This window comes from Streptomyces sp. NPDC031554 (genome assembly GCF_055580685.1).
Window position 1 is genome coordinate 543,432 of sequence record NZ_JBVIKX010000001.1, and the last position, 24,515, is coordinate 567,946.

The window sequence follows — 24,515 nt, forward strand, 5'->3', positions numbered from 1 at the left end:
GCCCCGCGCCCCTCACCGCCGGGCCTCCGGCCGCTCGGCGAACGGAGACGGTGGCGGTGGCGGTGGCGGCGAGGGTGGAGACGGTGACGAGGCAGGAGTCGTGAACGGGGCAGAAGCCGTGGACGGCGGCGAGGACGGGGCGGGGGACGGCGCCGGCAGGCGGGGCTCGTCGGCGGTGACGATCGGGTGCCAGCCGTCGCGGGTGATCACACGGGTCAGCGCGGTGACCATGCGGGGGTCGAAGTGGGTCCCCGCGCACCGCTGGAGTTCCTCCAGCGCCACCCGCACGGGGCGGCCCCGGCTGTAGGAGCGGTTCGAGGTCATCGCGTCGAAGGCGTCGGCGACCGCCACCACCCGGGCGGGTTCCGGAATCTGACCGCCCGCCAGCCCGTAGGGGTAGCCGCTGCCGTCCAACCGCTCGTGGTGGTGGAGGATCGCCGAGCGGGCCTCGCCGAGGAAGGAGATGCCCCGGGTGATCTCGTGCCCGTACTCGGGGTGCAGTTCGATCACGCGCCGTTCCTCCGGCGTCAGGGGACCGTCCTTGCGGAGCAGGCGGGTGGGGACGCCGAGCTTGCCGACGTCGTGCAGGATCCCGGCGAAGCGGATGACCTCGACCCGGTCCTCGCCCATGCCCAGTTCACGGGCGATCATCGTCGAGGCCTGTCCGACGCGCTCGCTGTGCCCGCGCGTGTAGCCGTCCTTGATGTCCACGGCCTGCACCAGCGCGCGGATCGTCGCCTGGTGGGCGGCGCGCTCCCGGTGGTACTGGGCGAACACCCACCACGACACGCCCATCGGGAACAGCACGAGCAGCGCGGCGACCGGCCCGTAGGGGCTGTGCCACAGGACGGCCATCATCAGGCCGGCGAGTCCGTGCACCCCCAGGGGCGCCAGGGAGCGCGGCACCAGGCCGTGCCAGGCCCGCCGCGGCGGCAGCCTGTCGGCCAGGGCGAGCATCCCGCCGTCCAGGGCGGCCAGCACCAGGCACAGGACCAGGACCGCCGCCCCGGCCGGCAGGAGGAGGCCGGGGCTGCCGGACGCCTCGACGGCGTCCCGGCCGCCCAGCGCGTCGTGGGCGCGGGAGGCGGCCCACACGCCGAGCGCCAGCCGGGCGCCCCGCCACACGCGCCGCAGCGTGCCGGGGCGCCGGCCCACCGGGGACAGCAGGGCGCCCGGCAGTGGCACGAGCGCGGCGGTCGCCGCCGGCAACAGAAAAGCCCCGGCCAGCAGGACGGGGTAGAGCGTGCCGGCGAACCGGCGGCCGGCGACGCGCTCACCGCCCGCGTACAGCGGGGCGAGCAGCAGGACCGGCCACCAGGGACCGTGGTCCGTCGGCGACAAGACCAGGCAGCACACCGCACCCAGGGCGGCGCAGACGACGTACACCCGCGCCCGTACCGGAATGCCGTCCATGTCGCCCTCCCCCGGCCACGGCTGATCCAGGCTCCGGAGCCTAGGGTGGCGGGGGGTGGCGACGCGGGCGCATCACGCACGGATTAGCACATTCGGGTGATCTCGGCCGATCCCGGGGAGACGTACGGACCCGAAGACGTATGAACCCGAAGACAGGAAGACATGAGGACCGGGAGTCCTACGGACCGGCGGGCCCGGTCGCCGGGAGGCCGTGGGTCTCCCGGTCCGGGGAAGTCCGCGGACTGCGGTCCCGAAGGTCTCAGGCGTCCCCGAAGGCCTCAGGAGTCCTGAGGGGTGACCGCCGCGTCGTGCTCGGGCACGGCCTGGCCGGAGCGGATCAGCTCCAGTCGGCCCATCACCTTCGAGCGAAGGTCGCTCGGCACGTCGTCGTGGCCGCAGCAGCGCTTGACCAGCTTCTTGACGGCCTCTTCCAGTCCGTACTTCTCCAGGCACGGCGAGCACTCGCTGAAGTGCTGCTTGAACTTGTCGCGGTCGACGTCCGGCATCTCACTGTCGAGAAACTCGTAGAGATGGTCGAGGACCTCACCGCAGTCCGTCTCGTGCGGCTCTCCGCAGCTCATGAGCCCGAGCCTTTCGCTTCGTTCGACTCTCCGGCGCCGGCCGGGACCAGTCCGCGCTCGCGGGCGTAGTCCTCGAGCATGCCGCGCAGTTGACGGCGGCCCCGGTGCAGCCGGGACATCACCGTACCGATGGGTGTCCCCATGATGTCCGCGATCTCCTTGTACGCAAAGCCCTCGACGTCCGCGAGGTAGACGGCGATGCGGAATTCCTCGGGGATCGCCTGGAGTGCCGACTTCACGTCCGAGTCGGGCAGGTGGTCCAGCGCCTGCGACTCGGCGGAGCGCAGACCCGTGGACATGTGCGACTCGGCGCGCGCCAGCTGCCAGTCCTCGATCTCCTCGGCCGCGCTGCGCTGGGGTTCGCGCTGCTTCTTGCGGTACGAGTTGATGAAGGTGTTGGTCAGGATCCGGTACAGCCAGGCCTTGAGGTTGGTGCCCTCGCGGAACTGGTGGAAGGACGCGTACGCCTTGGCGTACGTCTCCTGCACCAGGTCCTCGGCGTCCGCCGGGTTGCGCGTCATGCGCAGGGCGGCCGAGTACATCTGGTCGAGGAACTCGAGCGCGTCCCGCTCGAAGCGCGCGCTGCGCTCCGCGGTGGACTCCGCGCCCGTCCCCGCGTCCGTGCCCTGGCCCTCGGGCAGCTCCGCCTGGCCGTTGTCGGTCCCTGCGTCGGTACCGGTGACCGGACCCACCTCCTCAAGATCGCGGGCAGAACCGAAACCGGTCCCACTCGAATCGGAGGATAGACGACTACCCGTCCCACCCGCCGCTCGAATAGGAGCGGTCCTGGCCGCGTGCAGCACCGTCCAGTCCAGGTCGGTGCGGCTGGGGCAGATCGTCGAACCCATGCGCCGGACTTCCTCTCCTACGACATCGGTGCTGCGTGTTCAGCACTTCTGTCCGGCTCAACAGCCGTCGGCCCCGCGACATTCCCCGGCGTTCACCCGAGTGACGCGGCCCACCCGACGACCGCGGCGGTGATCGTCCCCAGGGCTTGCTCCTGGGTGAGCCGAGCCCTTCGGGTCACGGCGAACCCGTGATCGCCACCGGGCACCTCGACGAGTTCGTACGTCCCTTCGGGGAACTCCCCGGGCCTGCCGAAGGGGTCGTTGCCGCCCTGGACGACGAGCGTGGGCACCCCGGTGCCCAGCAGTTCGGCGGCCCGGGACCGCTCCGGCCTGCCGGGCGGGTGGAGCGGGAAGCCGAGCGCGAGCACGGCGTGGGCACCGAGTCCGGCCGCGGTGCGGCAGGCCACGCGGGCGCCCGCGCTGCGCCCGCCGGAGATCACCGGCAGGCCGGTGTCCGCGACGGCCGCCCAGATCCCGCGCCAGCCGACGTCGAGCGTCTTCGGCGCGGGCGCCACCTTCTTCCCGGCGACCCGCCAGGGCTGCTCGACGAGGGCGACGCTGACGCCGTGCCCGGGGAGGACGTCGGCGAGCGCGCGCAGGTCGCGCGCCTCGATGCCGCCGCCGGCCCCGTGGCCCACGGCGAGGACCAGCCTCGGCCGCTCCGCCCGGTGCCAGGTGATGCGGGCCGGCCCGGCGTCGGTGCCGACGGTCTGGACCGTCCCGGCGGCCGCGGTGCCCCCGGCTGCCCCGGCTGTCGCGGCTGTCGCGGCTGTCGCGGTGGCCCCGGCGCCCCCTGTGGTTCCGGCTGTCGCGGTGGCCCCGGCGCCCCCTGTGGTTCCGGCTGTCGCGGTGGCCCCGGCGCCCCCTGTGGCCCCGGTGATCTCGGGCATCTCGTCCTTCTCAGTGGTCACGTCTGTCGCATTCATCCAGTCGGTCACGTCAGCCACGTCAGCCACGTCAGAAGAGTGTGCCCTCCTCGGGGCCCTCCAGCTCCTGCAGCAGCTCCGGGCCGTTGTTGCGGACGTTGCTCACGGCGGTCGGCACCGGGTAGGCGCGCATCAGGCCGGGCGGCGGCGGTTCGAGCAGGGAGCGCAGGTCCCTGGCGTCCGTCCGGGACGGGTCCAGCCAGGCGTCCCAGCGGTCGGGGGTGAGCATCAGGGGCATCCGGGGGTGGATGTCGTACAGCGTGCGCGGGCCCTCGGCCAGGGGTACGGCGAGCGGGCTCGTCTCCGCCTCCGTGGTGATCACCGAGCAGGTCGCCCACCACGCCTGCGGATGGTCGTCCGGCAGGGTGCGGTCCCGCCAGAACTCGTACAGCCCGGCCATCGCGAAGACCGAACCGTCGGCCGGGAGCACGAAGTAGGGCTGCTTGCGGGGCCGCTTCCTCCGCCCCTCGACCTCCAGGTCGCGCTCCTGCCGCCCGGTGACCCACTCGTAGTAGCCGTCGGCCGGGATCACACAGCGACGGGTGGCGAAGGCGCGGCGGAACGACGGCTTCTCGTGGACGGTCTCCGCGCGTGCGTTGATCATCCGGGCGGCACCCTCGGGCGTCTTCGACCAGGACGGGACCAGCCCCCACCTGAGTCTGCGCAGCTGGCGAACCGGGCGCGGATCCTGCACGTCCTTCAGGGGGCGGTCCAGAACCACGTGGACCTCCTTGGTGGGGGCCACGTTGTAGTCGGGCCCGAGGGCCTCCTCGGGGTCCCACTTCTCGATCTCGAAGGCTTCTGCGAGATCCTCTGGCCTGCGACTCGCTGCATACCGTCCGCACATACGTGCCACACTGCCAGATTCCGCAGCACGAGAGGGAGCCACCGGAAACCATGGACAGCACCGCCGCCACCGCGCTGCCCGACCTCTGGGACCGGCTCGTCGGCACCCAGTCCGACCCCGACCTGTGGGTGGTGATCGCCACCATGGCCGCCGCGCTGGCGGTGGTCGTCCCGCACACTCTCTGGCGACTCTCCCGTAACGCCGTCACCATCGCCCACGAGGGCGGTCACGGTCTGGTCGCCCTGCTGACCGGCCGTCGGCTGACCGGCATACGGCTGCACTCCGACACCAGCGGCCTGACCCTCAGCCGGGGCAAGCCGCACGGCCTCGGCATGATCCTGACCGCGGCCGCCGGTTACACCGCTCCCCCGCTGCTGGGCCTGGGCGGCGCCGCGCTGCTCGGCGCGGGCCGCATCACGCTGCTGCTGTGGCTGGCGACGGCGCTGCTGGTGGCGATGCTGGTGATGATCCGCAACGCGTACGGGGTGCTGACGGTGTTCCTCACGGGCGGTACGTTCCTGCTGGTGTCCTGGCTGGCCGGCCCCCAGGTGCAGGCGGCGTTCGCGTACGCGGTGGTGTGGTTCCTGCTCCTGGGCGGCGTGCGCCCGGCCTTCGAGCTCCAGGCGAAGCGGTCCCGCGGCGGCGCCGGGGACTCGGACGCGGACCAGCTGTCCCGTCTGACCCACGTGCCGGCGGGCCTGTGGCTGTTCCTGTTCCACGCGGTGAGCCTGTGCGCCCTGCTGGGCGGCGGGCGCTGGCTGCTGGGGGTGTGAGGGGCGCCTTCGGGGGCGCGTGAGGGGGCGCGGACCGCCCGGACACGAGCACGCGCCTCCCCCGGCCGGCCCCCACGCGGGACAGCCCGGACCATGCCCTGCTTATACAGTGGGCCCATGGCCCCGAACCCCGCCCACACCGCCCTCTGGCCCGCCCCGCACGCGAGCGAGGCCGTCGACGCGACGGTCCACGTGCCGGGGTCCAAGTCGGTCACGAACCGTGCTCTCGTCCTGGCCTCGCTGGCCTCCGAGCCCGGCTGGCTGCGCCGTCCCCTCCGCTCCCGCGACACCCTGCTCATGGCGGCCGCCCTGCGCGCGATGGGCGTGGGCATCGAGGAGGGCGTGGGCCCCGACGGAACCGGCGAGGCCTGGCGCGTGCTGCCCGCGGGGCTCCGCGGCCCGGCCACCGTCGACGTCGGCAACGCGGGCACGGTGATGCGCTTCCTGCCGCCGGTCGCCACGCTGGCCGACGGTCCGGTCCGCTTCGACGGTGACCCGCGGTCGTACGAGCGTCCCCTGGCCAGCGTGATCGACGCCCTGCGCGCGCTCGGCGCCCGCATCGACGACGACGGCCGGGGCGCACTGCCGCTCACCGTGCACGGCGGGGGCGCGCTGGACGGCGGCCCGGTCGAGGTCGACGCCTCCTCCTCGTCGCAGTTCGTGAGCGCCCTGCTGCTGTCGGGGCCGCGCTTCAACCAGGGCGTCGAGGTCCGGCACACCGGCGCCACGCTGCCCTCCCTGCCGCACATCCGGATGACGGTGGACATGCTGCGCGCGGTGGGCGCCCAGGTGGACACCCCCGAGTCGGGCGGCGAGCCGAACGTCTGGCGGGTCACGCCGGGCGCGCTGCTCGGCCGGGACCTGACCGTCGAACCGGACCTGTCCAACGCGCAGCCGTTCCTCGCGGCGGCGCTGGTGACCGGCGGCCGGGTCGTCGTCCCGGACTGGCCTGCCCGGACCACCCAGCCGGGGGACCGGCTGCGGGAGATCTTCACCGAGATGGGCGGTTCCTGCGAACTGACCGAGTACGGTCTGGCCTTCACCGGGTCGGGCGCGGTCCACGGCATCGACGTCGACCTGAGCGACGTCGGCGAACTGACACCGGGCATCGCGGCGGTCGCCGCCCTCGCCGACTCCCCCTCCACCCTGCGGGGCGTGGCGCACCTGCGGCTGCACGAGACGGACCGCCTGGCCGCGCTCACCAAGGAGATCAACGAGCTGGGCGGCGACGTCACCGAGACCGCCGACGGCCTGCACATCCGCCCGCGCCGGCTGCACGGCGGGATCTTCCACACCTACGACGACCACCGCATGGCCACGGCCGGTGCGATCATCGGCCTGGCCGTGGGGGGCGTGCAGATCGAGAACGTGGCGACGACGGCGAAGACGTTGCCGGACTTCCCCGACCTGTGGACCGGCATGCTCGGGGCGTCCGGGGTATAGGGACTTCCGCCATGCGCCGCTACGGCAAGCACACCGACGAGGACGACATCCGCAGCCGCCCGAACCGCAAGGGCAACCGGCCGCGCACGCACATCCGCCCCAAGCACGAGGACGCGGCCGACGGCATGGTCCTCACCGTCGACCGGGGCCGGCTCACCTGCCTCGTCGAGGACCGCGTCGTGACGGCGATGAAGGCCCGTGAACTGGGCCGCAAGGCCGCGGTCGTCGGTGACCGGGTCGCTCTGGTCGGCGACCTGTCGGGCGCCAAGGACACCCTCGCGCGCATCGTCCGCATCGCGGAGCGCACCTCGGTGCTGCGCCGCACCGCGGACGACGACGACCCGTACGAGCGCGTGGTGGTCGCCAACGCCGACCAGCTCGCGATCGTCACCGCCCTGGCCGACCCCGAGCCGCGCCCGCGGCTGATCGACCGCTGCCTGGTCGCGGCGTTCGACGGCGGCCTGACCCCGCTGCTCGTCATGACGAAGTCGGACCTGGCGTCCCCGGACAAACTGCTGGAGCTGTACGGCCACCTCGACATCCCCCACGTCGTCACCAACCGCGAGCAGCTGGCGAGCGGCGCCGCTGCGGAGCTGGTGCGCGAGCAGCTGGCCGGGCGCACGACGGCGTTCGTCGGACACTCGGGCGTGGGCAAGACGACCCTGGTGAACGCGCTGGTCCCCGAGGAGCGGCGCCGGGTGACGGGCCACGTCAACGCGGTCACGGGCCGCGGCCGGCACACCACCACCTCGGCGCTCGCCCTGCCCCTGTACGGCACCGACGACTGGGTCATCGACACCCCGGGCATCCGTTCCTTCGGGCTGGCCCACATCGACCCGTCGCGCGTCATCCTCGCCTTCCCCGACCTGGTGCCGGGTACGGAGGGCTGCCCGCGCGCGTGCAGTCACGACGAGCAGGACTGCGCGCTGGACGCGTGGGTGGCCGACGGGCACGCGGATCCGGCGCGGCTGTACTCGCTGCGGCGCCTGCTGTCGACGAGGGAGCGCACGGAAGGCGACTGACCTTCGCGTGTTTGTGGGTGCCGGGGTTCGGTAAGTGCATAATCGCACCGAGCCGCTCACACGGGAGGACAGCACATGGCGTGGCTGCTGGTCGTCGTCGCGGGAATGCTCGAGACCGGCTTCGCCGTCTGCTTGAAGCTGTCGCACGGTTTCACCAGGCTGTGGCCGACGATCGCGTTCTGCGTGTTCGCCCTGGGCAGCTTCGGTCTGCTGACCCTCTCCCTGAAGAAACTCGACGTCGGCCCGGCCTACGCGGTCTGGACCGGTATCGGCGCGGCCGGCACCGCGATCTACGGAATGATCTTCCTCGGCGACCTGGTCTCCGTCCTGAAGATCGTCTCGATCAGCTTCGTGATCATCGGCGTGATCGGCCTCCAGCTGTCGGGCTCGGCCCATTAGGCCGTGCATCGAAAATGGATCTTGCACATGAGGTGTCGGCACGCCGCCGGGCCCCCTGGCCCTCGCGTCCGGACGTTCGGTCGAGCTCACCGAGCCGCGCATGTCTTCGACCTGTGGGGGGATGCTGGAGGGCCACCCGTGCAGACCCATCGACGACATCAAGGTCAGGGGCCTCCGACGGCAGGCTGAACATGGGGTTTCCCCCCGCCGGTCCATCCGGTTCCCCCTCCTACGATCACCCGGAGCGGGCTGCCGGCGCCTTCCGTCGACAGCGGTCGCCCCTGAACCCCCTGACACACCCCGTGCCCCCGCTCCCGCAGGAACGGGATCCGTCGCACGCTCCGTCCGTCCTGCACGGCCCATCACCGGCCCGCCTGCGGTCCGTGCCGCCTGTGGGGTGTGTGCGCGCCCGTCGTCGGGCCCCGGACGTCGCCGGGACCCGACGGCGGGGCTACTGCCCGATGTTGCTCTGGGGTCCTGCGTACTTGCCCAGGATCGCCGGGACGTCCTTGGCGGCATCGAGGGTGTAGCTGTAGTGGGTGCGGGGATCGAAGGTGGTGCCGCCCGTCCTCTGCTTGCCACGGGAGGCCACCACGACGGAGCCCTTCTGCGACAGGGAAGCTGCGGAGGTGTCGATGTCGTACGGGTTGGCCACGTTGTCGTAGTAGCTGTTCTCGATGACGACCTTGGACTTGCCGCGCGAGAGGTTGCCGTACGAGGTGATGTTCTTCAGATAGTTGTTGTAGAGGTGGGCCAGGGCCACGTTGTCGATGCTGGGGTTGCGCTGGTTGGTGTCGTGGATCCAGTTGTGGTGGATCGTCATGCGGGCGGTGACGTTCTCGGTCCAGCCGATGCCGAAGGCCTTGTTGGACTCTCCGATCCTGTTCCAGGACACGGTCAGGTAGCTGGTGTCCTTCCGGCTGTCGATCAGGCCGTCGTTCATCCGCTCGATGGTGTTGTGGTCGATCCAGATGTGGTTGGCGGTGTCCATCTGGATACCGTCGTAGTCGTAGAGTTTGTCCTCCGGGTCGTCGTCGGTCATCCGGGTATCCCGGATGGTGAGGTTCCGGATGATCACGTTCTTGGTGCCGGAGCCGAGGAAGAAGCCGCCGTTGACGATGTGGCCGGAGGTGCCGACACCGACCACCGTCTTGTTCGACTTGACGGGTATCTCGTGGCCGTACGGGGTGACCTTGATGGTCCCGGCGACCTTGATGGTGTAGGCCTGGGTCGCCGTCGCGTACTTCACGAGGTCCGCGTAGTTCTTCACGGTGACCGTGGTCCCGGCCGCGCCGCCGCTGGTGCCGCCCCCGGTGGCCGCGAAGCCGTCAGCGGTGTTCGACCAGGACCGGCCACCCCCCTCCCCGTTTCCGGCGACGGGGGTGAAGGCCCACTGTTTGTTGCTGTTGTGGGTGCAGGTCTCCTGGATGACGGCGGCACCGCTGGCGGTCGAGGCGCCCTTGTCGGAGAGGCAGAGCCCGGACTTGACGTTGATGATCTGGTAAGTGCCGGCCCCGGAGGGGGTCAGACGCCACTGCTGGTGGCTCTTGCCCGTGCCACAGCCCCACTGCACCACCTGGGTCCCGCTGACCGTGGAACCGGCGGGGACGTCGACGCACAGCTTGCTGTCGACACCCACCAGGGTGTACACACCGGCCCCCGCGGACCTGAGGGTGAACTGCTGCCAGGGGGAGTTCGCGGTGCAGCCCCACTGCTGGAGCTTCGCACCGTCGGCCCGGGAGGCACCGGGCACATCGATGCACTTGCCCGACTTCTTCACCACGAGCTGATAGGAGACGCCGGTCGCGGGCAGTGCCGCGGCCTCGGCCGGCACCGTCCCCGCCGCCGACACGGCCACCCCACCCACCACCACCACGGCGGAGACGATCGCGGCGATCCTGCCCTTGCGCCGCCGGTGGCATCCATTGCGCACGGTACTGCGTTCACTCATGCCTGCCGTCCTTCGTATGCAGATGGTCTGGGGGTGTCGCGAGGCGGGGCCGGGTGCCGGCTCATCCGACCGGGTTCCAGCCGTCCTTGCCGGCCAGGTACTTCTGCGGCGTGTACTGCGAGGCGCGGCTGTCCGCGAGCTGTGGACGGTTGCCGTTGACGCCCGCGCCCGCACCGGTGTTGCGGTATTCGAGGAAGCGGGCGTTCTTCCAGGTGCTGCTGGACATGTCCGTCCACGGCTTCGCGGTGGTGATCGCCGCGGACAGGTTGGACTCGCGGAACAGGACCTGGGCGTTCTGCCGCCACGGACGGCCGAGCTGGGTCTTGCCCGTGTTGGCGCCGGTGATCGTGGAGCGGTAGAAGAGGAAGCCGTAGGCACGCTCGGCCGGGGTGCTGGCCGCGGTGATCGGACCACCGGTGGAACGCTTCTCGTGGATGCGGCAGCGGTCGAAGACGGCGATGCCGCCGCCGTAGATGAAGTCGACGGTGCCCTCGACGTAGGAGTCGCTGACGTAGACGCGCGCCTTGTCGTTCACCAGGAAGGTGTCCTGGTCGCCGAGCAGCCGTACGTCGTCCAGGGTCGCCCGGTCGGCGTCCAGGTAGAGAGCCAGCGCCTGGCCACCTGGTTGAGAGCTGCTCTCGTCGTAGTCGTTGGCCATCGTCAGCCCGGCAGCGCTGAAGTCGTGCCCGAGAGCGACGACCGTGGCACTGCCCGACGTTCCGTAGCCACCGGCGTGCCGGTTGCCGACGATCACCACGTCGTCCGGGGAATCGCCGTTGCCGCGGAGGGTGACGTAGGGCTTGTCCGCCGGAATGGTGACCTTCTCCCGGTACGTGCCGGGCTTGATGGTGATCGTCACCCGCTTGGTGTTGCCCGCAGGGACCGCGTCGACCGCCGCCTGCACCGTCCGGTACCTGCCGGTCCCGTCGGCCGCGACCGTGTAGGGCGAGTTGGACCCGCCGTTCACGGGGGTGAAGGCCCACTGTTTGTTGCTGTTGTGGGTGCAGGTCTCCTGGATGACGGCGGCACCGCTGGCGGTCGAGGCGCCCTTGTCGGAGAGGCAGAGCCCGGACTTGACGTTGATGATCTGGTAAGTGCCGGTCCCGGAGGGGGTCAGACGCCACTGCTGGTGGCTCTTGCCCGTGCCACAGCCCCACTGCACCACCTGGGTCCCGCTGACCGTGGAACCGGCGGGGACGTCGACGCACAGCTTGCTGTCGACACCCACCAGGGTGTACACACCGGCCCCCGCGGACCTGAGGGTGAACTGCTGCCAGGGGGAGTTCGCGGTGCAGCCCCACTGCTGGAGCTTCGCACCGTCGGCCCGGGAGGCACCGGGCACATCGATGCACTTGCCCGACTTCTTCACCACGAGCTGATAGGAGACGCCGGTCGCGGGCAGTGCCGCGGCCTCGGCCGGCACCGTCCCCGTCGCCGACACGGCCACCCCACCCGCCACCACCACGGCGGAGGTCAGAGCCACGCGGCGGATTCGCCGGCGGGCGTGCCGGGACCTGGAAGGCGCGTGCTGTTCGGGGGCAGGCCTGCGGAATGGGACCAGTGTCATGGGTCGCTCTTCCTTTCTTCGCTGCCGACGGGCCCGTGCGCCCCTGGTGGAGGGGAAGAATCGAACCCGGTCGTGGGGGGTGCTGTCGGCGGAGGCGCCGCAGCGAAGAGGTAGACGCGGCGCACTGGCGCGGATAACAAAAAATGGAAAATCCTGCCCCATGTGATGTACATCACTTATCTGTCGAGGTGTCAGGAGTTCCGCTCCGGCTGCTTTACAGGCGGTCACCACCGTGTCAGGCTCTCCACCCTGCAAAGGTCAGATGCTCGAACGGGGCCCGGAGGCGACAAGGCCACCGACCGAAACGCACCGCCGCAGCGGTGCGCAGGGCGAAGGAGACCTTCTCCGCATGGATCTCGACCCCCTTCCCGGATCCGCAGAGGGCACCACTGCGACCGATGCCGATGCCACTGTGAGCGGAACCTCCCCGCACGGCATCGCCCTGGTCCGGGCGGCAGGAGCGGGCGACCGGGCGGCGCTGGAAGAACTTCTCGCCGCTTGTCTGCCGCTGCTCCACCGGATCGTCGGGCGGGCTCTCGACGGCCACACCGACGCGGAGGACGTGGTGCAGGAAGTCATGCTGCGGATCGTGCGAGGGCTGCCCGGGCTCCGCGAACCGGAACGCTTCCGCTCCTGGATCGTGGCCATCGCCTACCGGCAGGTACAACAGCACCGCCGGCGCCGCCCGCATGACCTCCCGCCCCGACAGCAGGTCCAGGAATGGGACGCCCCCGCAGCGGACTTCGCCGAACGGACCGTCGCCGAAATGACCATGACCGGCCAGCGCCGCGAAGCCTTGCGTGCCACACAGTGGCTGGAACCTGCTGATCGTCACCTGCTCGCCCTGTGGTGGGAGGAGACCGCCGGCACGTTGGATCGCGGCGAACTCGCCGCGGCCGTGAAACTCTCCCGCAGTCACGCCGCGGTGCGGGTGCAGCGGATGAAGGAGCAACTGCGAACATCCCGCACTCTCGTTCGGGCACTCGCCGCCACCCCCCGCTGTCCGGGTCTCACCACCGCCGTACAGGGGTGGAACGGCGATCCGAGTTCTCTGTGGCGCAAGCGGCTGAGCCGGCACGTCCGCGACTGCCCGGTGTGCGGAGCCCTGAGCAGGGAACTGATCCCGCCGGAACACCTGCTGCCCGGCATCGCCGTCCCGGTCGTCCCGGCCGGCCTGCTCGCCGGGATCGGACCACTGCTGGACTCCGTCTCCGCAGGGGGGGTCAAAGCCGGTGCCGGGGGATTGCTCGACCGCGTCACCGACGCAGCCCGGCACCTCCGCCCCAGGACCGCTCTTGCCGCCACGGTCTGCACCGCGGTACTGCTCGCCGGTTTGGCCCATCTCGTCCGGCAGGAACCTGCGCCGGACGACGCCCCACGCGCCCTACCGACCTCGGCGGCCACCCAGCCCGTCGCACCGGCGACCGCGACAGCGTCGAGGTCCGTGCCCGCGCCCCCTGTATCCGCCGAGGGCAGAGCGCCGACCGTCCTGCATGTCGCACCCGACGGCTCCGACACGGAAGGCGACGGCAGTCTCACCCGCCCCTACGCCACCCTCGGCAAGGTGGTCGGTTTGGTCCGCCCGGGCCAGACCATCGCCCTGCGCGGCGGCACCTACCGGCCTACCGAACCGGTCACCATCGACACCGACGGGACCGCCCGGCGCCCGATCGTGCTGACCGCCTACCGCGACGAGCGGCCGGTACTCGATGTCTCCGCCGTCCCCGACGGACGATGGGCGGTCACCCAGCGCACGAACCACTGGACGGTGCGCAACGTCGAGGTGCGGGGTTCCCGCAGCCACGCCTGGGTGTGCAGCGGGTGCGCGCACAACGTCTTCAGCGGCCTGACGATGCACCACAACGCAAGGTCCGGACTGGTGCTGCGCGACGCCGGCACCGTGGGCAACACCGTCGCGGACAGCGATTTCCACCACAACCGGGACGCCACCGGCGAGGGCTCGGGGCTGGCGATCGTCTTCGGATCCGGGGCCGGCAACACGGTTCGGCACTGCCGCACCTGGGAGAACGGGGGAGACGGCATCGACCTGGGCGGCTTCACGAGCCCCACCGCCCTCGAAGGCAACTGGTCCTACCGCAACGCCAACGGCTTCACCTTCGGAGGCGGTCACGGCCGCGCCGCGGTGGCACACTTCGCGAGGAACAACATCGCCTGGGACAACGAAGGCTACGGCTTCAACGACGAGGGCAACCCCGGCGCACTCACCCTGGAGCGCAACAGCGCGTACCGCAACGGCATCGCCGGTTTCCGGATCACCGCCGCCGCAGGCACTCTCTCCGGCAACGCCGCCTGGAGCAACCAGCGCGAGACGGACCTCGGCCCGTCCGTCCGCTCCTCCGCCAACACCTGGGACGATACGGGAACGTCGTTTCCGGTGACCGGACTTCGCTCGACGGATCCGCGCGCCGCCGAGGGACCACGCGGGAAGAACGGCGCTCTGCCCACTTCGACGTTCCTGGTGCCTCGCGATCCGCGAGCCGCGATCGGCGCCATCATGCCGACCGGCTCCTGAGATGCCCCGCTCCGGGTGACCTGATGAGCGGAGCGCTCCGGGGCCCTGGCCGGGGCACCGACACCGATCGCTCGGTCTCGCTCAGGACCAGCGGTTCCAGCCCTGCTGTCACCCCCGGCCGACCGACAGCGCACCGAAGCCGACCGGCACCCGTCGGCCGAACCCACGAAGTGGTACGCAGAGCGACCCACGGGGTGCCGAATCGGCTCACGCCCACCTCATCGGGCCGTGTCCGGCGGCGGCCCCGGCACCTCGCGGTCCGCGTACGCCCGGTCCGCGTACGCCCGGTCCGCGTACGCCCAGGACAGGACCCCCCGCACCACCTCCCCCACCGCGCCCCCGGCCCTCTCCCCCGGCGGCGCGGTCACGCAGGACAGTGCGAGCCGCACCGCCACCTCGCAGACCGGCCCCGCCTCGCCCCCGCCCACCACGGCCGCGGCCCGGTCCCGTACGGCCGCCACCAGATCTCCCGGCGAGGGCAGCGCCGCGTCCGCCCGCCGCTGCGCGGGCACGGCGGAGGACGACGCCACCGCGGCCAGGTCGAACGAGGGCAGCCGTGTGCTCCAGCACCCGGTGAGCAGCGCCCGGACCACCGTGTTCCCCCGGGCCGCGGAGACCGTCCACTCCGCGACCGCGACCAGTCGCTCCCGCCCGTCGCCCGGTGTCCTCAACGCCCGCTCCACCCCGGCGAGATACGCGTCGGCCTCCCGCCGGACGAGCGCCCGGACCAGCCCCTCCTTGCTCCCGAACTCGTTGTAGAGGGTCTGCCGGGAGACCCCGGCCGCCGAGGCGACGTCCACCATCCGCACGGCGGCCCACGGCCGGCGTGCGAGCGCCGCGAAAGCGGCGTCCAGCAGTGATTCCCGCGCAGGCATCGTCGCCTCCCTGGGACGAGCGGCTCTGCGCCCAGGTTTGACGCGCCGACAAGCACTGTCAAGGGTCCGCGGAAGGCGGTCCGCCCCGGTACACGGCCCTTCGCCCACCGCTCCCGCCACCGCCGCGCGCCCCCTTGCGCCCTGAGACGCGCGCCCCCGCGCCCGCCCCGCCAGGTGCCCGCAAGACCCTCGCGAGGCCACCGCCGGGTCCTGTGTGGCCCCACCCCCACCATGGCGGATACCGTTCGTCCCATGCCGGACTACCACGACGACCTCCGTCTCGCGCACGTCCTCGCGGACGCCGCCGACGCCGCGACCATGGCCCGCTTCAAGGCCCTCGACCTCAAGGTCGAGACCAAACCGGACATGACCCCGGTGAGCGAGGCGGACAAGGCCGCCGAGGAGCTGATCCGCGGGCAGCTCCAGCGCGCCCGCCCGCGCGACGCGGTCCTGGGCGAGGAGTACGGCGTCGAGGGGACCGGCCCCCGCCGCTGGGTGATCGACCCGATCGACGGCACGAAGAACTACGTGCGCGGCGTCCCCGTCTGGGCCACCCTCATCTCGCTGATGGAGGCCGCCGAGGGCGGCTACCGGCCCGTCGTCGGCGTCGTGTCCGCCCCGGCCCTGGGCCGCCGCTGGTGGGCCGCCCTGGGCCACGGCGCCTACACCGGCCGCAGCCTGACCTCCGCGAGCCGTCTGCACGTCTCCCGCGTCTCGCGGCTGTCGGACGCCTCCTTCGCGTACTCCTCGCTCAGCGGCTGGGAGGAGCAGGGGCGGCTGAACGGCTTCCTGGACCTCACCCGCGAGGTCTGGCGCACGCGCGCGTACGGCGATTTCTGGCCGTACATGATGGTCGCCGAGGGCTCGGTCGACCTCTGTGCGGAGCCCGAGCTGTCGTTGTGGGACATGGCGGCCACGGCGATCGTCGTGACGGAGGCCGGCGGTACGTTCACCGGCCTCGACGGCCGTCCGGGCCCGCACAGCGGCAATGCCGCCGCGTCGAACGGGCTGCTCCACGACGAGCTGCTGGGTTACCTCAACGAGCGCGACTGACCGACACGAATGAGCGCGCACGCCCTCAACTGGACGCGCGCGCCCTCTTGTTGGCCCCTGCTTTACCTGCCACTCTGACGACACCCCCACTTGTGCATTTGTGAATCCGCGCACCGGCGGATTCGTAGGAGGTGTTCAGCCCATGCTCGTCCGTGACGCCATGAGCACGGTGGTGCTCACCATCGGTCCCGCACACACCCTCCGGCAGGCCGCCGCCCTGATGTCCGCACGCCGCGTCGGCGCGGCCCTGGTGCTCGACCCGGACGCCGGCGGCATCGGCATCCTCACCGAGCGGGACATCCTCGACTCCGTGGGCCGGGGCGAGGACCCGGAGACGGAACGCACCCACGCCCACACCACCAACGACGTCGTCTTCGCCGCCCCGACCTGGACCCTGGAGGAGGCGGCCGCGGCCATGGCCCACGGCGGCTTCCGGCATCTCATCGTCCTGGATCGCGGGGAGGCCGTCGGCGTCGTCTCCGTCCGCGACCTCATCCGCTGCTGGGCCCCCGCCCGGCAGCCCGCTCCGGCCCTGTGAACACGGACGGGCCGGACCCCCGAGGGGGGTCCGGCCCGTCCGGTCACGACAAGCGGTCCAGTGCTGGATGATCAGCCGCGCAGGGCCTGGACCGCGGCCTCCAGCCGCTTGCCGTAGTCCGCGTCGGCCCGACGGAAGTTGCCGATCGCCCGCTCCACGACGTCGTCGCGGGAGACCTTGGCGATGAAGCCCGCCAGGTTGCCGATCAGGCGTTCCTTCTCGTCCTCCGACATCAGCCGGTAGAGGGCGCCCGCCTGCACGAAGTCGTCGTCCTCGGCGTGGACGGGCGTCGGGTGGTTGCCCGTGCCGCCGGTCACGGCGGTCTCCGACCACAGCGGACGGCCCGTCTGGAACGGTCCGCCGAAGCTGTTCGGCTCGTAGTTCTTCGCCCCGCCGTGGCGGCCGTCGTACAGGAGGCCGTCCCGTGCGTGGGTGCGCGCCACGGTGGCGTGCGGGCGGTTCACCGGCAGGTGGTCGGCGTTGACGCCGACGCGGTAGCGGTGGGCGTCGCCGTAGGCGAAGAGGCGGCCCTGGAGCATCTTGTCCGGCGACGGACCGATGCCGGGCACGAAGTGCGCCGGCGAGAAGACCGACTGCTCGACCTCGGCGAAGACGTTCTCCGGGTTGCGGTCGAGCTCCAGCTTGCCGAACTCGATCACCGGGTGGTCCGCGTGCGGCCACACCTTGGTGAGGTCGAACGGGTTGAACCGGTACGTCGCCGCGTCCGCCACCGGCATGATCTGCACGCCCACGGTCCAGGTCGGGTGATCGCCGCGCTCGATGGCCTCGCGCAGGTCCCGCTGGTGGGAGTCGGGGTCCTCACCGGCCAGCCGGCCGGCCTCGGCCTGGGTGAGGTTCCTGATGCCCTGGTCGGTCTTGAAGTGGTACTTGACCCAGAAGGCCTCGCCGGCCTCGTTGTTCCACTGGTAGGTGTGCGAGCCGAAGCCGTCCATGTGGCGGTAGCTCGCCGGGATGCCCCGGTCGCCGAACAGCCAGGTCACCTGGTGGGTGCTCTCGGGGCTGAGGCTCCAGAAGTCCCAGACGTTGTCCGCCTCCTGCGAGCCCGTGTACGGGTCGCGCTTCTGGGTGTGGATGAAGTCGGGGAACTTGATGGCGTCCTTGATGAAGAACACCGGGGTGTTGTTGCCGACGAGGTCGTAGTTGCCCTCCTCGGTGTAGAACTTCAGCGCGAAACCGCGCGGGTCGCGCACGGCGTCCGCGGACCCGAGGCTGCCCGCCACGGTCGAGAACCGCAAGAACGTCTCCGTCCGCTTGCCGACCTCGGAGAGGAACGCCGCCCTGGTGTACGGGGTGACGTCGGCGGTCACCGTGAAGGTGCCGTAGGCGCCGGCACCGCGGGCGTGCACCACGCGCTCCGGAATGCGCTCGCGGTTGAAGTGCGCCAGCTTCTCCAGGAGCAGCTGGTCCTGGAGGAGCACCGGGCCGCCGACGCCCGCGGTCTCGCTGTTCTGGTTGTCGGCCACCGGCGCGCCGGCCTCCGTCGTGAGCGGTCCCTGCGTCACGTGCGTCTCCTGCGCCATTCCCGACCATTCCTGTTGCCCGACCAAAACCAGGATTGATCCTACAATGGACATTGTCCAAGTCAAGCAAGCATCCAAAGTCACACCTGTTCGGGACTCGTATCCCCCTCCTGTTAGGCTGGTGCCATGAGCGACCTTCTGGAACGGCTGCGCGGACGCGGATGGCGAATGACCGCGCAGCGGCGCGTCGTGGCCGAGGTCCTCGACGGCGAACACGTCCACCTGACGGCCGACGAGGTCCACGCGCGGGCCGTCGCCAAGCTGCCCGAGATCTCCCGGGCGACCGTCTACAACACGCTCGGCGAGCTGGTCTCCCTCGGCGAGGTGCTCGAGGTCGCCACCGACAGGCGCGCCAAGCGGTACGACCCGAACGCGCACCGGCCGCACCACCACCTGGTCTGCGCCCAGTGCGGCGCGATCCGCGACGTCCACCCGAGCGGCAACCCGCTGGCCGACCTCCCCGACACCGAGCGCTTCGGCTTCACGGTCTCGGGCGTCGAGGTGACGTACCGCGGCGTCTGCCCGAACTGCGCGTCGGCGGCCGCGCCCGCCTGATCCACGCCACACAGAAGCCCCGGCATCCGTCCTGGACGCCGGGGCTTACGCATGGCTCCGACACCTCGTCGTTCCCGCACCGCGCTGTTCCGGCACCACGCGCGTCCGAACACGCCGGAACACGGACAGAGGGCCGGAACCCTTTCGGAATTCCGACCCTCTGCCTTCAGTAGCGGGGACAGGATTTGAACCTGCGACCTCTGGGTTATGAGCCCAGCGAGCTACCGAGCTGCTCCACCCCGCGCCGTTGAATGCAACGTTACGTCACGGGAACAGGAAGAAGCAAATCGATTCTCCGCGCCCCGCCGTCGCAGGTCAGGGCGCATCGACCGGGACGGCGGCGACGGGACCGGGGCCTCAGGCCGACAGCTCCTCCCGGAGGGCGTCCCGCAGCCGCGCGGCCCGCTCCGCCACCTCCTCCGGTCCGAGCGAGACCGCCCGGTCCGCCCACCGCTGTCCCTCCGCCAGCTCCCCCCGGCGCGCGTAGACGAGGGCGAGCCGCAATGCCGCCCGCCCGTGCCCGGCGTCGGCCGCACGGGCCCACCACACGGCGGCCTCGGGCTCGCTGCCCTCCCGCGCGAGCAGCAGCCCCAGGTTGAAGGCACCGTTGCGCGACCCGGCCTCCGCGGCCGTGCGGTACCACCGCGCCGCCTGCACCACGTCGCCCCGCGCGGCGGCCAGCATCCCGACCCGCACCTGCGCACGCCGGTGCCCCTGGGTCGCCGCGCGCTCGTACCACTCCTCGCACTCGGTCTTCTCGTGCACGATCTCGCCGAGCTCGTGCGCCGGCTGGGGCGGCCGGCGCGCGTCGAGCACGGACGCCAGCCGGTACGCCGCCTCCGCGCTGCCCCCGCCCGCCGCGCACCGCAGGTGCCGTTCGGCGGCCTGTTCGTCGCCCTCCCGCAGCCGGGCGATGCCGACCTGGAGCGCCGCCTCGGTGTGCCCCGCCGCCGCCGCCCGCTCGTACCAGCGCAGCGCGACCGCGTCCTCGCCCCGGCCGGCGAACAGGATCCCGAGGTTGAAGGCGGCGTCGACGCTGCCCGCCTCCGCGGCCTTGGAGAACCACGGCTCGGCCCCGGCCGCGTCCCCGCCCTGGAGCAGCAGGACGGCCAGCGCGTTGGCCGCCTCGCGGTGCCCGGCGTACGCGGCGCGCCGGTACCACTGCTCGGCCTGCGCGGTGCGGCCCTGCTCGACGCAGAGCAGGGCGAGGTTGTAGGCGCCGTTGTCGTCCCCGGCGTCCATGGCCGCCCGGTACCAGCGTTCGGCGGTCTGGGTCTGGCCCCGCTCGGCGTACAGGGCGCCCAGCGCGTTGGCCGCGTTGCCGTCACCGTTCTGGGCCGCGCGCAGCCACCAGACGGCGGCGTTCTCCGTGTCGCCGGCGTCGCGCAGCAGGAACCCGAGGGCGCAGGCGGCCTGGGGCTCGCCGTCCTTGGCGGACGTCAGGTACCAGCGTCCGGCCTCCTTCAGCTCGCCCCGCCGCTCCAGGATGGCTCCGAGGTGCAGCGCGGCCCGCCGGTGTCCGCGCGCGGCGGCCTGGCGGTACCACTGCTCGGCCTCCGCCGGCACGGCGGCACCGGTGTCCGCCGCGTCCCAGCGTCCGTCGGCGAGCTGCGGCTCCCTGCGGTCGAGCGCCCGCGCGAGGCGGTACGCCGCCTCGCGGTGCCCGCGTTCGGCGGCGGCCCGCATCCACCGCTCGGCGCCGGGGTGGTCACCACGGTGCTCCAGCAGGTCGGCGAGGGCGTAGGCGCCCAGGACGTGTCCCTGTTCGGCGGCCTGGCGCAGCCAGTACTCGGCGGCCGGCTCGTCGCCGCGCTCGCGGTGGTGACGGCCCAGCGCGTGCGCCGCGGGCGCGGAGCCGGCGACGGCGGCGACCCGCCACCAGCCGGCCGCCTCGTCGGGGTAGCCGCGCTGGTGGAGGAGGACCCCGAGGTTGTTGGCGGCGGCGCGGTCGCCCCCCGTGGTGGCGGCCCGCAGATGGGGTTCGGCTCCGTCGAGGTCGCCACGACGCAGCAGCAGGGCCCCGAGGACGCTCATCGCCTCGACGTCGCCGGCCTCGGCCGCGAGCCGTCGGCGCGCCTCCTCGACGGCCTCCCCCGTCTCGTCCCGGCTCTCGTCCCGACCCATGTCCGGAGTCTCCTCCGAGGTCTCGTCCGGGGTGCCTTCCTCATCGGAAGGCTGCACAAATCGCCCTGTCTCGAACAGAGTTGCCTTGTCCCCCATAACGTCCATCGTCGCACCACCTGCAACCCGGCCACACCTGGTATACCGCAGTCCGTGAGGTCACTTCAGCGTTTTGTCGACATGCCCACAGAGAGACAAGTCAAACACAGATACCTCAACTCCCCACGCCGGCACGGCGGTACCTCATGCGGGAACATGCGTTCGCACACCACGAAGGCCCGGATCCTTTTTCAGGATCCGGGCCTTCGCCTGGAGTAGCGGGGACAGGATTTGAACCTGCGACCTCTGGGTTATGAGCCCAGCGAGCTACCGAGCTGCTCCACCCCGCGTCGTGTTCCACAACCGTACCACGACGCGGGGTGGCCCATGATCAGCCGCTGGGACTGCCGCTCGGACTCGGCTCGGCGCCGGCGCCGGCGCCGGCGCCGGGCTTGGCACTCGCGCTCGGCGAACCGCTCGGACTCGGGCCGGCGGTACCGTTCCTGCCCGCCGCGGCCTGCGCGTCCTCGGCCCGCTTCAGCGCGGCCTCGAGATCCGCCTGCGCCTTGGCGTACGCCTCCCAGTCGGGCTTCTTGAGCGCCTCCTGGCCCGCGATGAAGGCCTCCTGGGCGTCCTTCAGCGCCTCCTGGACCGTCGCGTCGCCGGTCGCCGGTGGCGGGGTGGTGGTGCCACCGTCGTCCGCCGGCGGCTTCGGCGTCGTCCCCTCGGTGCCGAAGACCTTGTTGAGGGCCTCGTCGAGGGAGTCCTCGAAGGCGGTGACACCTCCGTAGGACACCAGCACCTTCCGCAGCAGCGGGTACTTGAGTCCACCACCGCGTACGTAGACCGGCTCCACGTACAGCAGTCCTCCGTCGAGCGGCACCGTCAGCAGGTTGCCGTACTCGACCTCCGAGTCACCGCCCTTCAGCAGCCTGATGGACTCGGCGATGTCCTGTTCGGAGTTGAACTGGCTCTGCACCTGTTTGGGTCCGTCGACGGTCGTGCTGGTCGGCAGTTTCAGAACTCTGATCTTGCCGTAGCCGGAGGTGCCCGCCTCGGAGTCGACGGCCATGAACGCGCTGAGGTTGTCCCGGCCGTTGGGCGTGAACGTCGTCGTCAGCGAGAACGCCTGCTCCTTCTGGTCGGGCATCTTCATGCTCAGGTAGTACGGCGGCACCGCGTCGTTCGACTGGTTGGTCGGGTCGTTGGGCACCTGCCACACCTCGCTGCCGCTGAGGAACGTCGTCGCGTCCTTCACGTGGTAGCGGGTGAGCAGCTCGCGCTGCACCTTGAACAGGTCCTGCGGGTACCGGAGATGGGCCATCAGCGCGGCGGAGATCTCCGACTTCTTCTCCACCGTGCCGGGGAAGGCCTTCATCCAGGTCTTCAGCACCGGGTCCTTGGTGTCCCACTGGTAGAGCTTGACCTCGCCGGTGTACGCGTCGACGGTCGCCTTCACCGAGTTGCGGATGTAGTTGACCTGGTTCTGCTGGGCCACCACCGCGCGGTTGTCGTTGGTGGCGGTCAGCGAGTCGGCCGTCGTGTCGCCGAGGGTGGTCCGCGAGGCGTACGGGTAGCCGTTGGTGGTGGTGTACGCGTCGACGATCCACTGCACCCGGTCGCCCACGACCGCCGGGTAGGCGTCGCCGTCGATGGTCAGCCACGGGGCGACCGCCTCGACGCGCTCCTTGGGCGTGCGGTTGTAGAGGATCCTCGAACCCTCGCCGATCGCGCCGGAGTACAGGATCTGCGGCTCGCCGAACGCCACCGCGTACGCCGCCCGGTTGACCGTGTTGGAGAGGTTGACCCCGCTCTTGCCGGTGTAGCTGGTGGTCTTCTCACCCTGGTCGTCGGAGTAGTCGATCTCCTTCTGGGGACCGCCGACGATCGAGTACGTGGTCGTCTTCTCGCCGTAGTAGATCCGCTGCTCGTACTTGCCGAGCACGCCCTCCGACGGCAGGTTGGACTCGGTGAAGGCCGGGCGGCCGTCGGCGTCGGCGGTGGTGCCCTTGGCGGCGACCACGCCGTAGCCGTGGGTGTAGCGGAAGTGGTTGTTGATCCAGTTCTGCTTGTCCACACCCGCGAGGTTCAGCTCGCGCAGACCGATGACCGTGTCCTGGTCCTGGCCGTCCACGCGGTAGCGGTCGACGTCCAGGTTGGTCGGGAAGGCGTAGTACTTCCGGATCTGCTGGAGCTGCTGGAAGGTCGGCGACACGATGTTGGGGTCCAGGACACGGATGCTCGCCGTGCCGGCCACGTCGTCGCGCAGCGTCGTCTTGTCCTCGGTCTTGCTCGTCCCCGAGTAGTCGGCGACCTGGGTGCCCTCGATGCCGTAGGCCTCGCGCGTCGCCTTGAGGTTCTTCTCGACGTACGGCGCTTCCTTGGCCTGCTCGTTGGGCTGGACCTGGAACTTCTGGACGATGGCCGGGTACAGGCCACCGATCAGGATCGCGGAGAGCACCATCAGGCCGAAGCCGATGACGGGAAGCTGCCAGGTGCGCCGCCACAGCGTGGCGAAGAACAGCAGGGCGCAGATGACCGCGATGCAGAACAGGATCGTCTTGGCCGGCAGGTAGGCGTTGGCGTCGACGTAGCGCAGGCCGGTCCAGTTGTCGGTGGCCTTGAAGTCGCTGGACTTCACCGCCAGGCCGTACCGGTCGAGCCAGTACGCGACCGCCTTGAGGGCGACGAAGACGCCAAGCAGCACCGACAGGTGTCCGGTGGCCGCGGCCGTGGCGCGCGCGCCGGGACTGGTGACGCGCAGCCCGCCGTACAGGTAGTGGGTGAGCGCGGCGGCGATCAGCGAGAGGATCGTGGCGGCGAAGCCGAAGCCGAGCAGGAACCGGTACCAGGGCAGGTCGAAGGCGTAGAAGGACACGTCGAGGTGGAACTGCGGGTCCTTCTCCCCGAAGGACACACCGTTGACCCACATCAGCCAGGTCCGCCACTGCCCCGACGCCGAGGCGCCGGCGATCAGCCCGACGAGGGCGGTGATCCCGAGCAGCAGCCACTTCTTGTACGGCGCGATGCCCATGCGGTACCGGTCGAGGCTCTGCTGCTCCATCGACATGGCGCTCAGCGGCGGCCGCAGGCGGTGGGCCAGCCAGATGTTGAACCCGACCGCGAGGGCCATCAGCAGACCGAAGACGAAGAAGAGTCCGATCTTGGTCGACAGGGTGGTCGTGAACACGGAGGAGTAGTTCACCGACCGGTACCAGAGCCAGTCCGTCCAGAACCCGGCGAACATGGTGAACGCCATGCCCAGGACGGCCAGCACGCCCAGTGTCATGAGCAGAGTCCGGACCCGCCGGGACGGGCGGCCCACTCTGATCCGTGGCCCGGTCGGGCCTCCGCCGCGGTCCGGCATCTGGAAAGCCAAGGTTCGCACCCCGAAGTTCGCTGTTGATCCGTCAGGCCCGCGTCTTCGTGGACCCTCCGTGGCCCCCCGTGATCGTGGGCCCACACCTATGCAACTTACTCACCCTTTACT

At 71.2% G+C, this 24,515-nt stretch carries 19 protein-coding genes and 2 tRNA genes; 8 read left to right on the forward strand and 13 right to left on the reverse strand.

Annotated features, from left to right (window positions below; genetic code table 11):
* Nucleotides 1-12: 12 nt before the first annotated feature.
* From ACZ5FU_RS02345 to ACZ5FU_RS02365, 5 genes are all read right to left on the reverse strand, one after another.
* Complete coding sequence (locus ACZ5FU_RS02345) at nt 13-1,413, reverse strand: HD-GYP domain-containing protein (protein ID WP_451525487.1); 1,401 nt, start codon at nt 1,411-1,413, stop codon at nt 13-15.
* Between the two features lie 278 nt (nt 1,414-1,691).
* The gene (gene rsrA / locus ACZ5FU_RS02350; RefSeq protein ID WP_451525486.1) at nt 1,692-1,994 is read right to left on the reverse strand and encodes a mycothiol system anti-sigma-R factor; all 303 of its coding nucleotides are present in this window, start codon (nt 1,992-1,994) and stop codon (nt 1,692-1,694) included.
* Complete coding sequence (gene sigR, locus ACZ5FU_RS02355) at nt 1,991-2,686, reverse strand: RNA polymerase sigma factor SigR (protein ID WP_451525485.1); 696 nt, start codon at nt 2,684-2,686, stop codon at nt 1,991-1,993. The genes rsrA and sigR overlap by 4 nt, the downstream gene beginning before the upstream one ends.
* Nucleotides 2,687-2,934: 248 nt before the next feature.
* On the reverse strand, nt 2,935-3,522 hold the full coding sequence (locus ACZ5FU_RS02360) for an alpha/beta hydrolase family protein (protein WP_469044720.1): 588 nt from the start codon (nt 3,520-3,522) through the stop codon (nt 2,935-2,937).
* 277 nt (nt 3,523-3,799) lie between these two features.
* Entirely contained in the window at nt 3,800-4,615 is an 816-nt protein-coding gene (locus ACZ5FU_RS02365) for an SOS response-associated peptidase (RefSeq protein WP_468837706.1), read from the reverse strand.
* 50 nt (nt 4,616-4,665) lie between these two features.
* Between ACZ5FU_RS02365 and ACZ5FU_RS02370 the strand changes: the two genes are divergently transcribed.
* The 4 genes from ACZ5FU_RS02370 to ACZ5FU_RS02385 all read left to right on the forward strand — a co-directional run bounded on the left by ACZ5FU_RS02370 (nt 4,666) and on the right by ACZ5FU_RS02385 (nt 8,252).
* The gene (locus tag ACZ5FU_RS02370) at nt 4,666-5,388 is read left to right on the forward strand and encodes a M50 family metallopeptidase (RefSeq protein ID WP_451525482.1); all 723 of its coding nucleotides are present in this window, start codon (nt 4,666-4,668) and stop codon (nt 5,386-5,388) included.
* Between the two features lie 117 nt (nt 5,389-5,505).
* On the forward strand, nt 5,506-6,831 hold the full coding sequence (gene aroA / locus ACZ5FU_RS02375; RefSeq protein ID WP_469044255.1) for a 3-phosphoshikimate 1-carboxyvinyltransferase: 1,326 nt from the start codon (nt 5,506-5,508) through the stop codon (nt 6,829-6,831).
* Between the two features lie 11 nt (nt 6,832-6,842).
* A complete protein-coding gene (gene rsgA / locus ACZ5FU_RS02380; RefSeq protein ID WP_451525480.1) occupies nt 6,843-7,853 on the forward strand; it encodes a ribosome small subunit-dependent GTPase A in 1,011 nt (336 codons plus the stop codon).
* A gap of 75 nt (nt 7,854-7,928) precedes the next feature.
* The gene (locus tag ACZ5FU_RS02385) at nt 7,929-8,252 is read left to right on the forward strand and encodes a DMT family transporter (protein WP_398099137.1); all 324 of its coding nucleotides are present in this window, start codon (nt 7,929-7,931) and stop codon (nt 8,250-8,252) included.
* Nucleotides 8,253-8,703: 451 nt separating this feature from the next.
* Here ACZ5FU_RS02385 and ACZ5FU_RS02390 read toward each other — a convergent pair whose 3' ends face one another.
* Together ACZ5FU_RS02390 and ACZ5FU_RS02395 are read right to left on the reverse strand one after the other, a co-directional pair.
* A complete protein-coding gene (locus ACZ5FU_RS02390) occupies nt 8,704-10,203 on the reverse strand; it encodes an RICIN domain-containing protein (RefSeq protein WP_469044257.1) in 1,500 nt (499 codons plus the stop codon).
* 61 nt (nt 10,204-10,264) lie between these two features.
* Nucleotides 10,265-11,686 carry a pectinesterase family protein gene (locus ACZ5FU_RS02395; RefSeq protein ID WP_469044259.1) on the reverse strand — a complete coding sequence of 474 codons (1,422 nt, stop codon included), beginning with the start codon at nt 11,684-11,686 and terminating at the stop codon, nt 10,265-10,267.
* Between the two features lie 433 nt (nt 11,687-12,119).
* On the opposite strand from ACZ5FU_RS02395, the gene ACZ5FU_RS02400 reads away from it, so the two are divergent.
* The gene (locus ACZ5FU_RS02400) at nt 12,120-14,303 is read left to right on the forward strand and encodes a sigma-70 family RNA polymerase sigma factor (RefSeq protein WP_469044260.1); all 2,184 of its coding nucleotides are present in this window, start codon (nt 12,120-12,122) and stop codon (nt 14,301-14,303) included.
* Between the two features lie 218 nt (nt 14,304-14,521).
* On the opposite strand, the gene ACZ5FU_RS02405 is transcribed toward ACZ5FU_RS02400, so the two are convergent.
* Nucleotides 14,522-15,178, reverse strand: a complete 657-nt coding sequence (locus ACZ5FU_RS02405; protein ID WP_469044261.1) for a TetR/AcrR family transcriptional regulator — start codon at nt 15,176-15,178, stop codon at nt 14,522-14,524.
* Nucleotides 15,179-15,430: 252 nt separating this feature from the next.
* Here ACZ5FU_RS02405 and hisN point away from each other — a divergent pair, with 252 nt between their 5' ends.
* Nucleotides 15,431-16,231: a histidinol-phosphatase gene (gene hisN, locus ACZ5FU_RS02410; protein ID WP_451525475.1), complete on the forward strand. Its 801-nt coding sequence runs from the start codon at nt 15,431-15,433 to the stop codon at nt 16,229-16,231.
* 142 nt (nt 16,232-16,373) lie between these two features.
* Entirely contained in the window at nt 16,374-16,769 is a 396-nt protein-coding gene (locus ACZ5FU_RS02415; RefSeq protein ID WP_451525474.1) for a CBS domain-containing protein, read from the forward strand.
* A gap of 71 nt (nt 16,770-16,840) precedes the next feature.
* Here the strand turns inward: ACZ5FU_RS02415 and ACZ5FU_RS02420 are convergent, their stop codons facing one another.
* The gene (locus ACZ5FU_RS02420; protein WP_451775450.1) at nt 16,841-18,292 is read right to left on the reverse strand and encodes a catalase; all 1,452 of its coding nucleotides are present in this window, start codon (nt 18,290-18,292) and stop codon (nt 16,841-16,843) included.
* 144 nt (nt 18,293-18,436) lie between these two features.
* Here ACZ5FU_RS02420 and ACZ5FU_RS02425 point away from each other — a divergent pair, with 144 nt between their 5' ends.
* Entirely contained in the window at nt 18,437-18,865 is a 429-nt protein-coding gene (locus ACZ5FU_RS02425; protein WP_451525473.1) for a Fur family transcriptional regulator, read from the forward strand.
* A 170-nt stretch (nt 18,866-19,035) separates the two neighbouring features.
* Here ACZ5FU_RS02425 and ACZ5FU_RS02430 read toward each other — a convergent pair.
* From ACZ5FU_RS02430 to ACZ5FU_RS02445, 4 genes are all read right to left on the reverse strand, one after another.
* A tRNA-Met gene (locus ACZ5FU_RS02430) sits at nt 19,036-19,109 on the reverse strand.
* A gap of 113 nt (nt 19,110-19,222) precedes the next feature.
* Nucleotides 19,223-21,094 (reverse strand): tetratricopeptide repeat protein, encoded by a 1,872-nt coding sequence (locus ACZ5FU_RS02435; RefSeq protein ID WP_451525472.1) that lies wholly within the window; start codon nt 21,092-21,094, stop codon nt 19,223-19,225.
* A 207-nt stretch (nt 21,095-21,301) separates the two neighbouring features.
* Nucleotides 21,302-21,375, reverse strand: a tRNA-Met gene (locus ACZ5FU_RS02440).
* A 41-nt stretch (nt 21,376-21,416) separates the two neighbouring features.
* Nucleotides 21,417-24,392, reverse strand: coding sequence for a UPF0182 family membrane protein (locus ACZ5FU_RS02445; protein WP_469044722.1), 2,976 nt, complete (start codon nt 24,390-24,392; stop codon nt 21,417-21,419).
* Nucleotides 24,393-24,515: the final 123 nt, after the last annotated feature.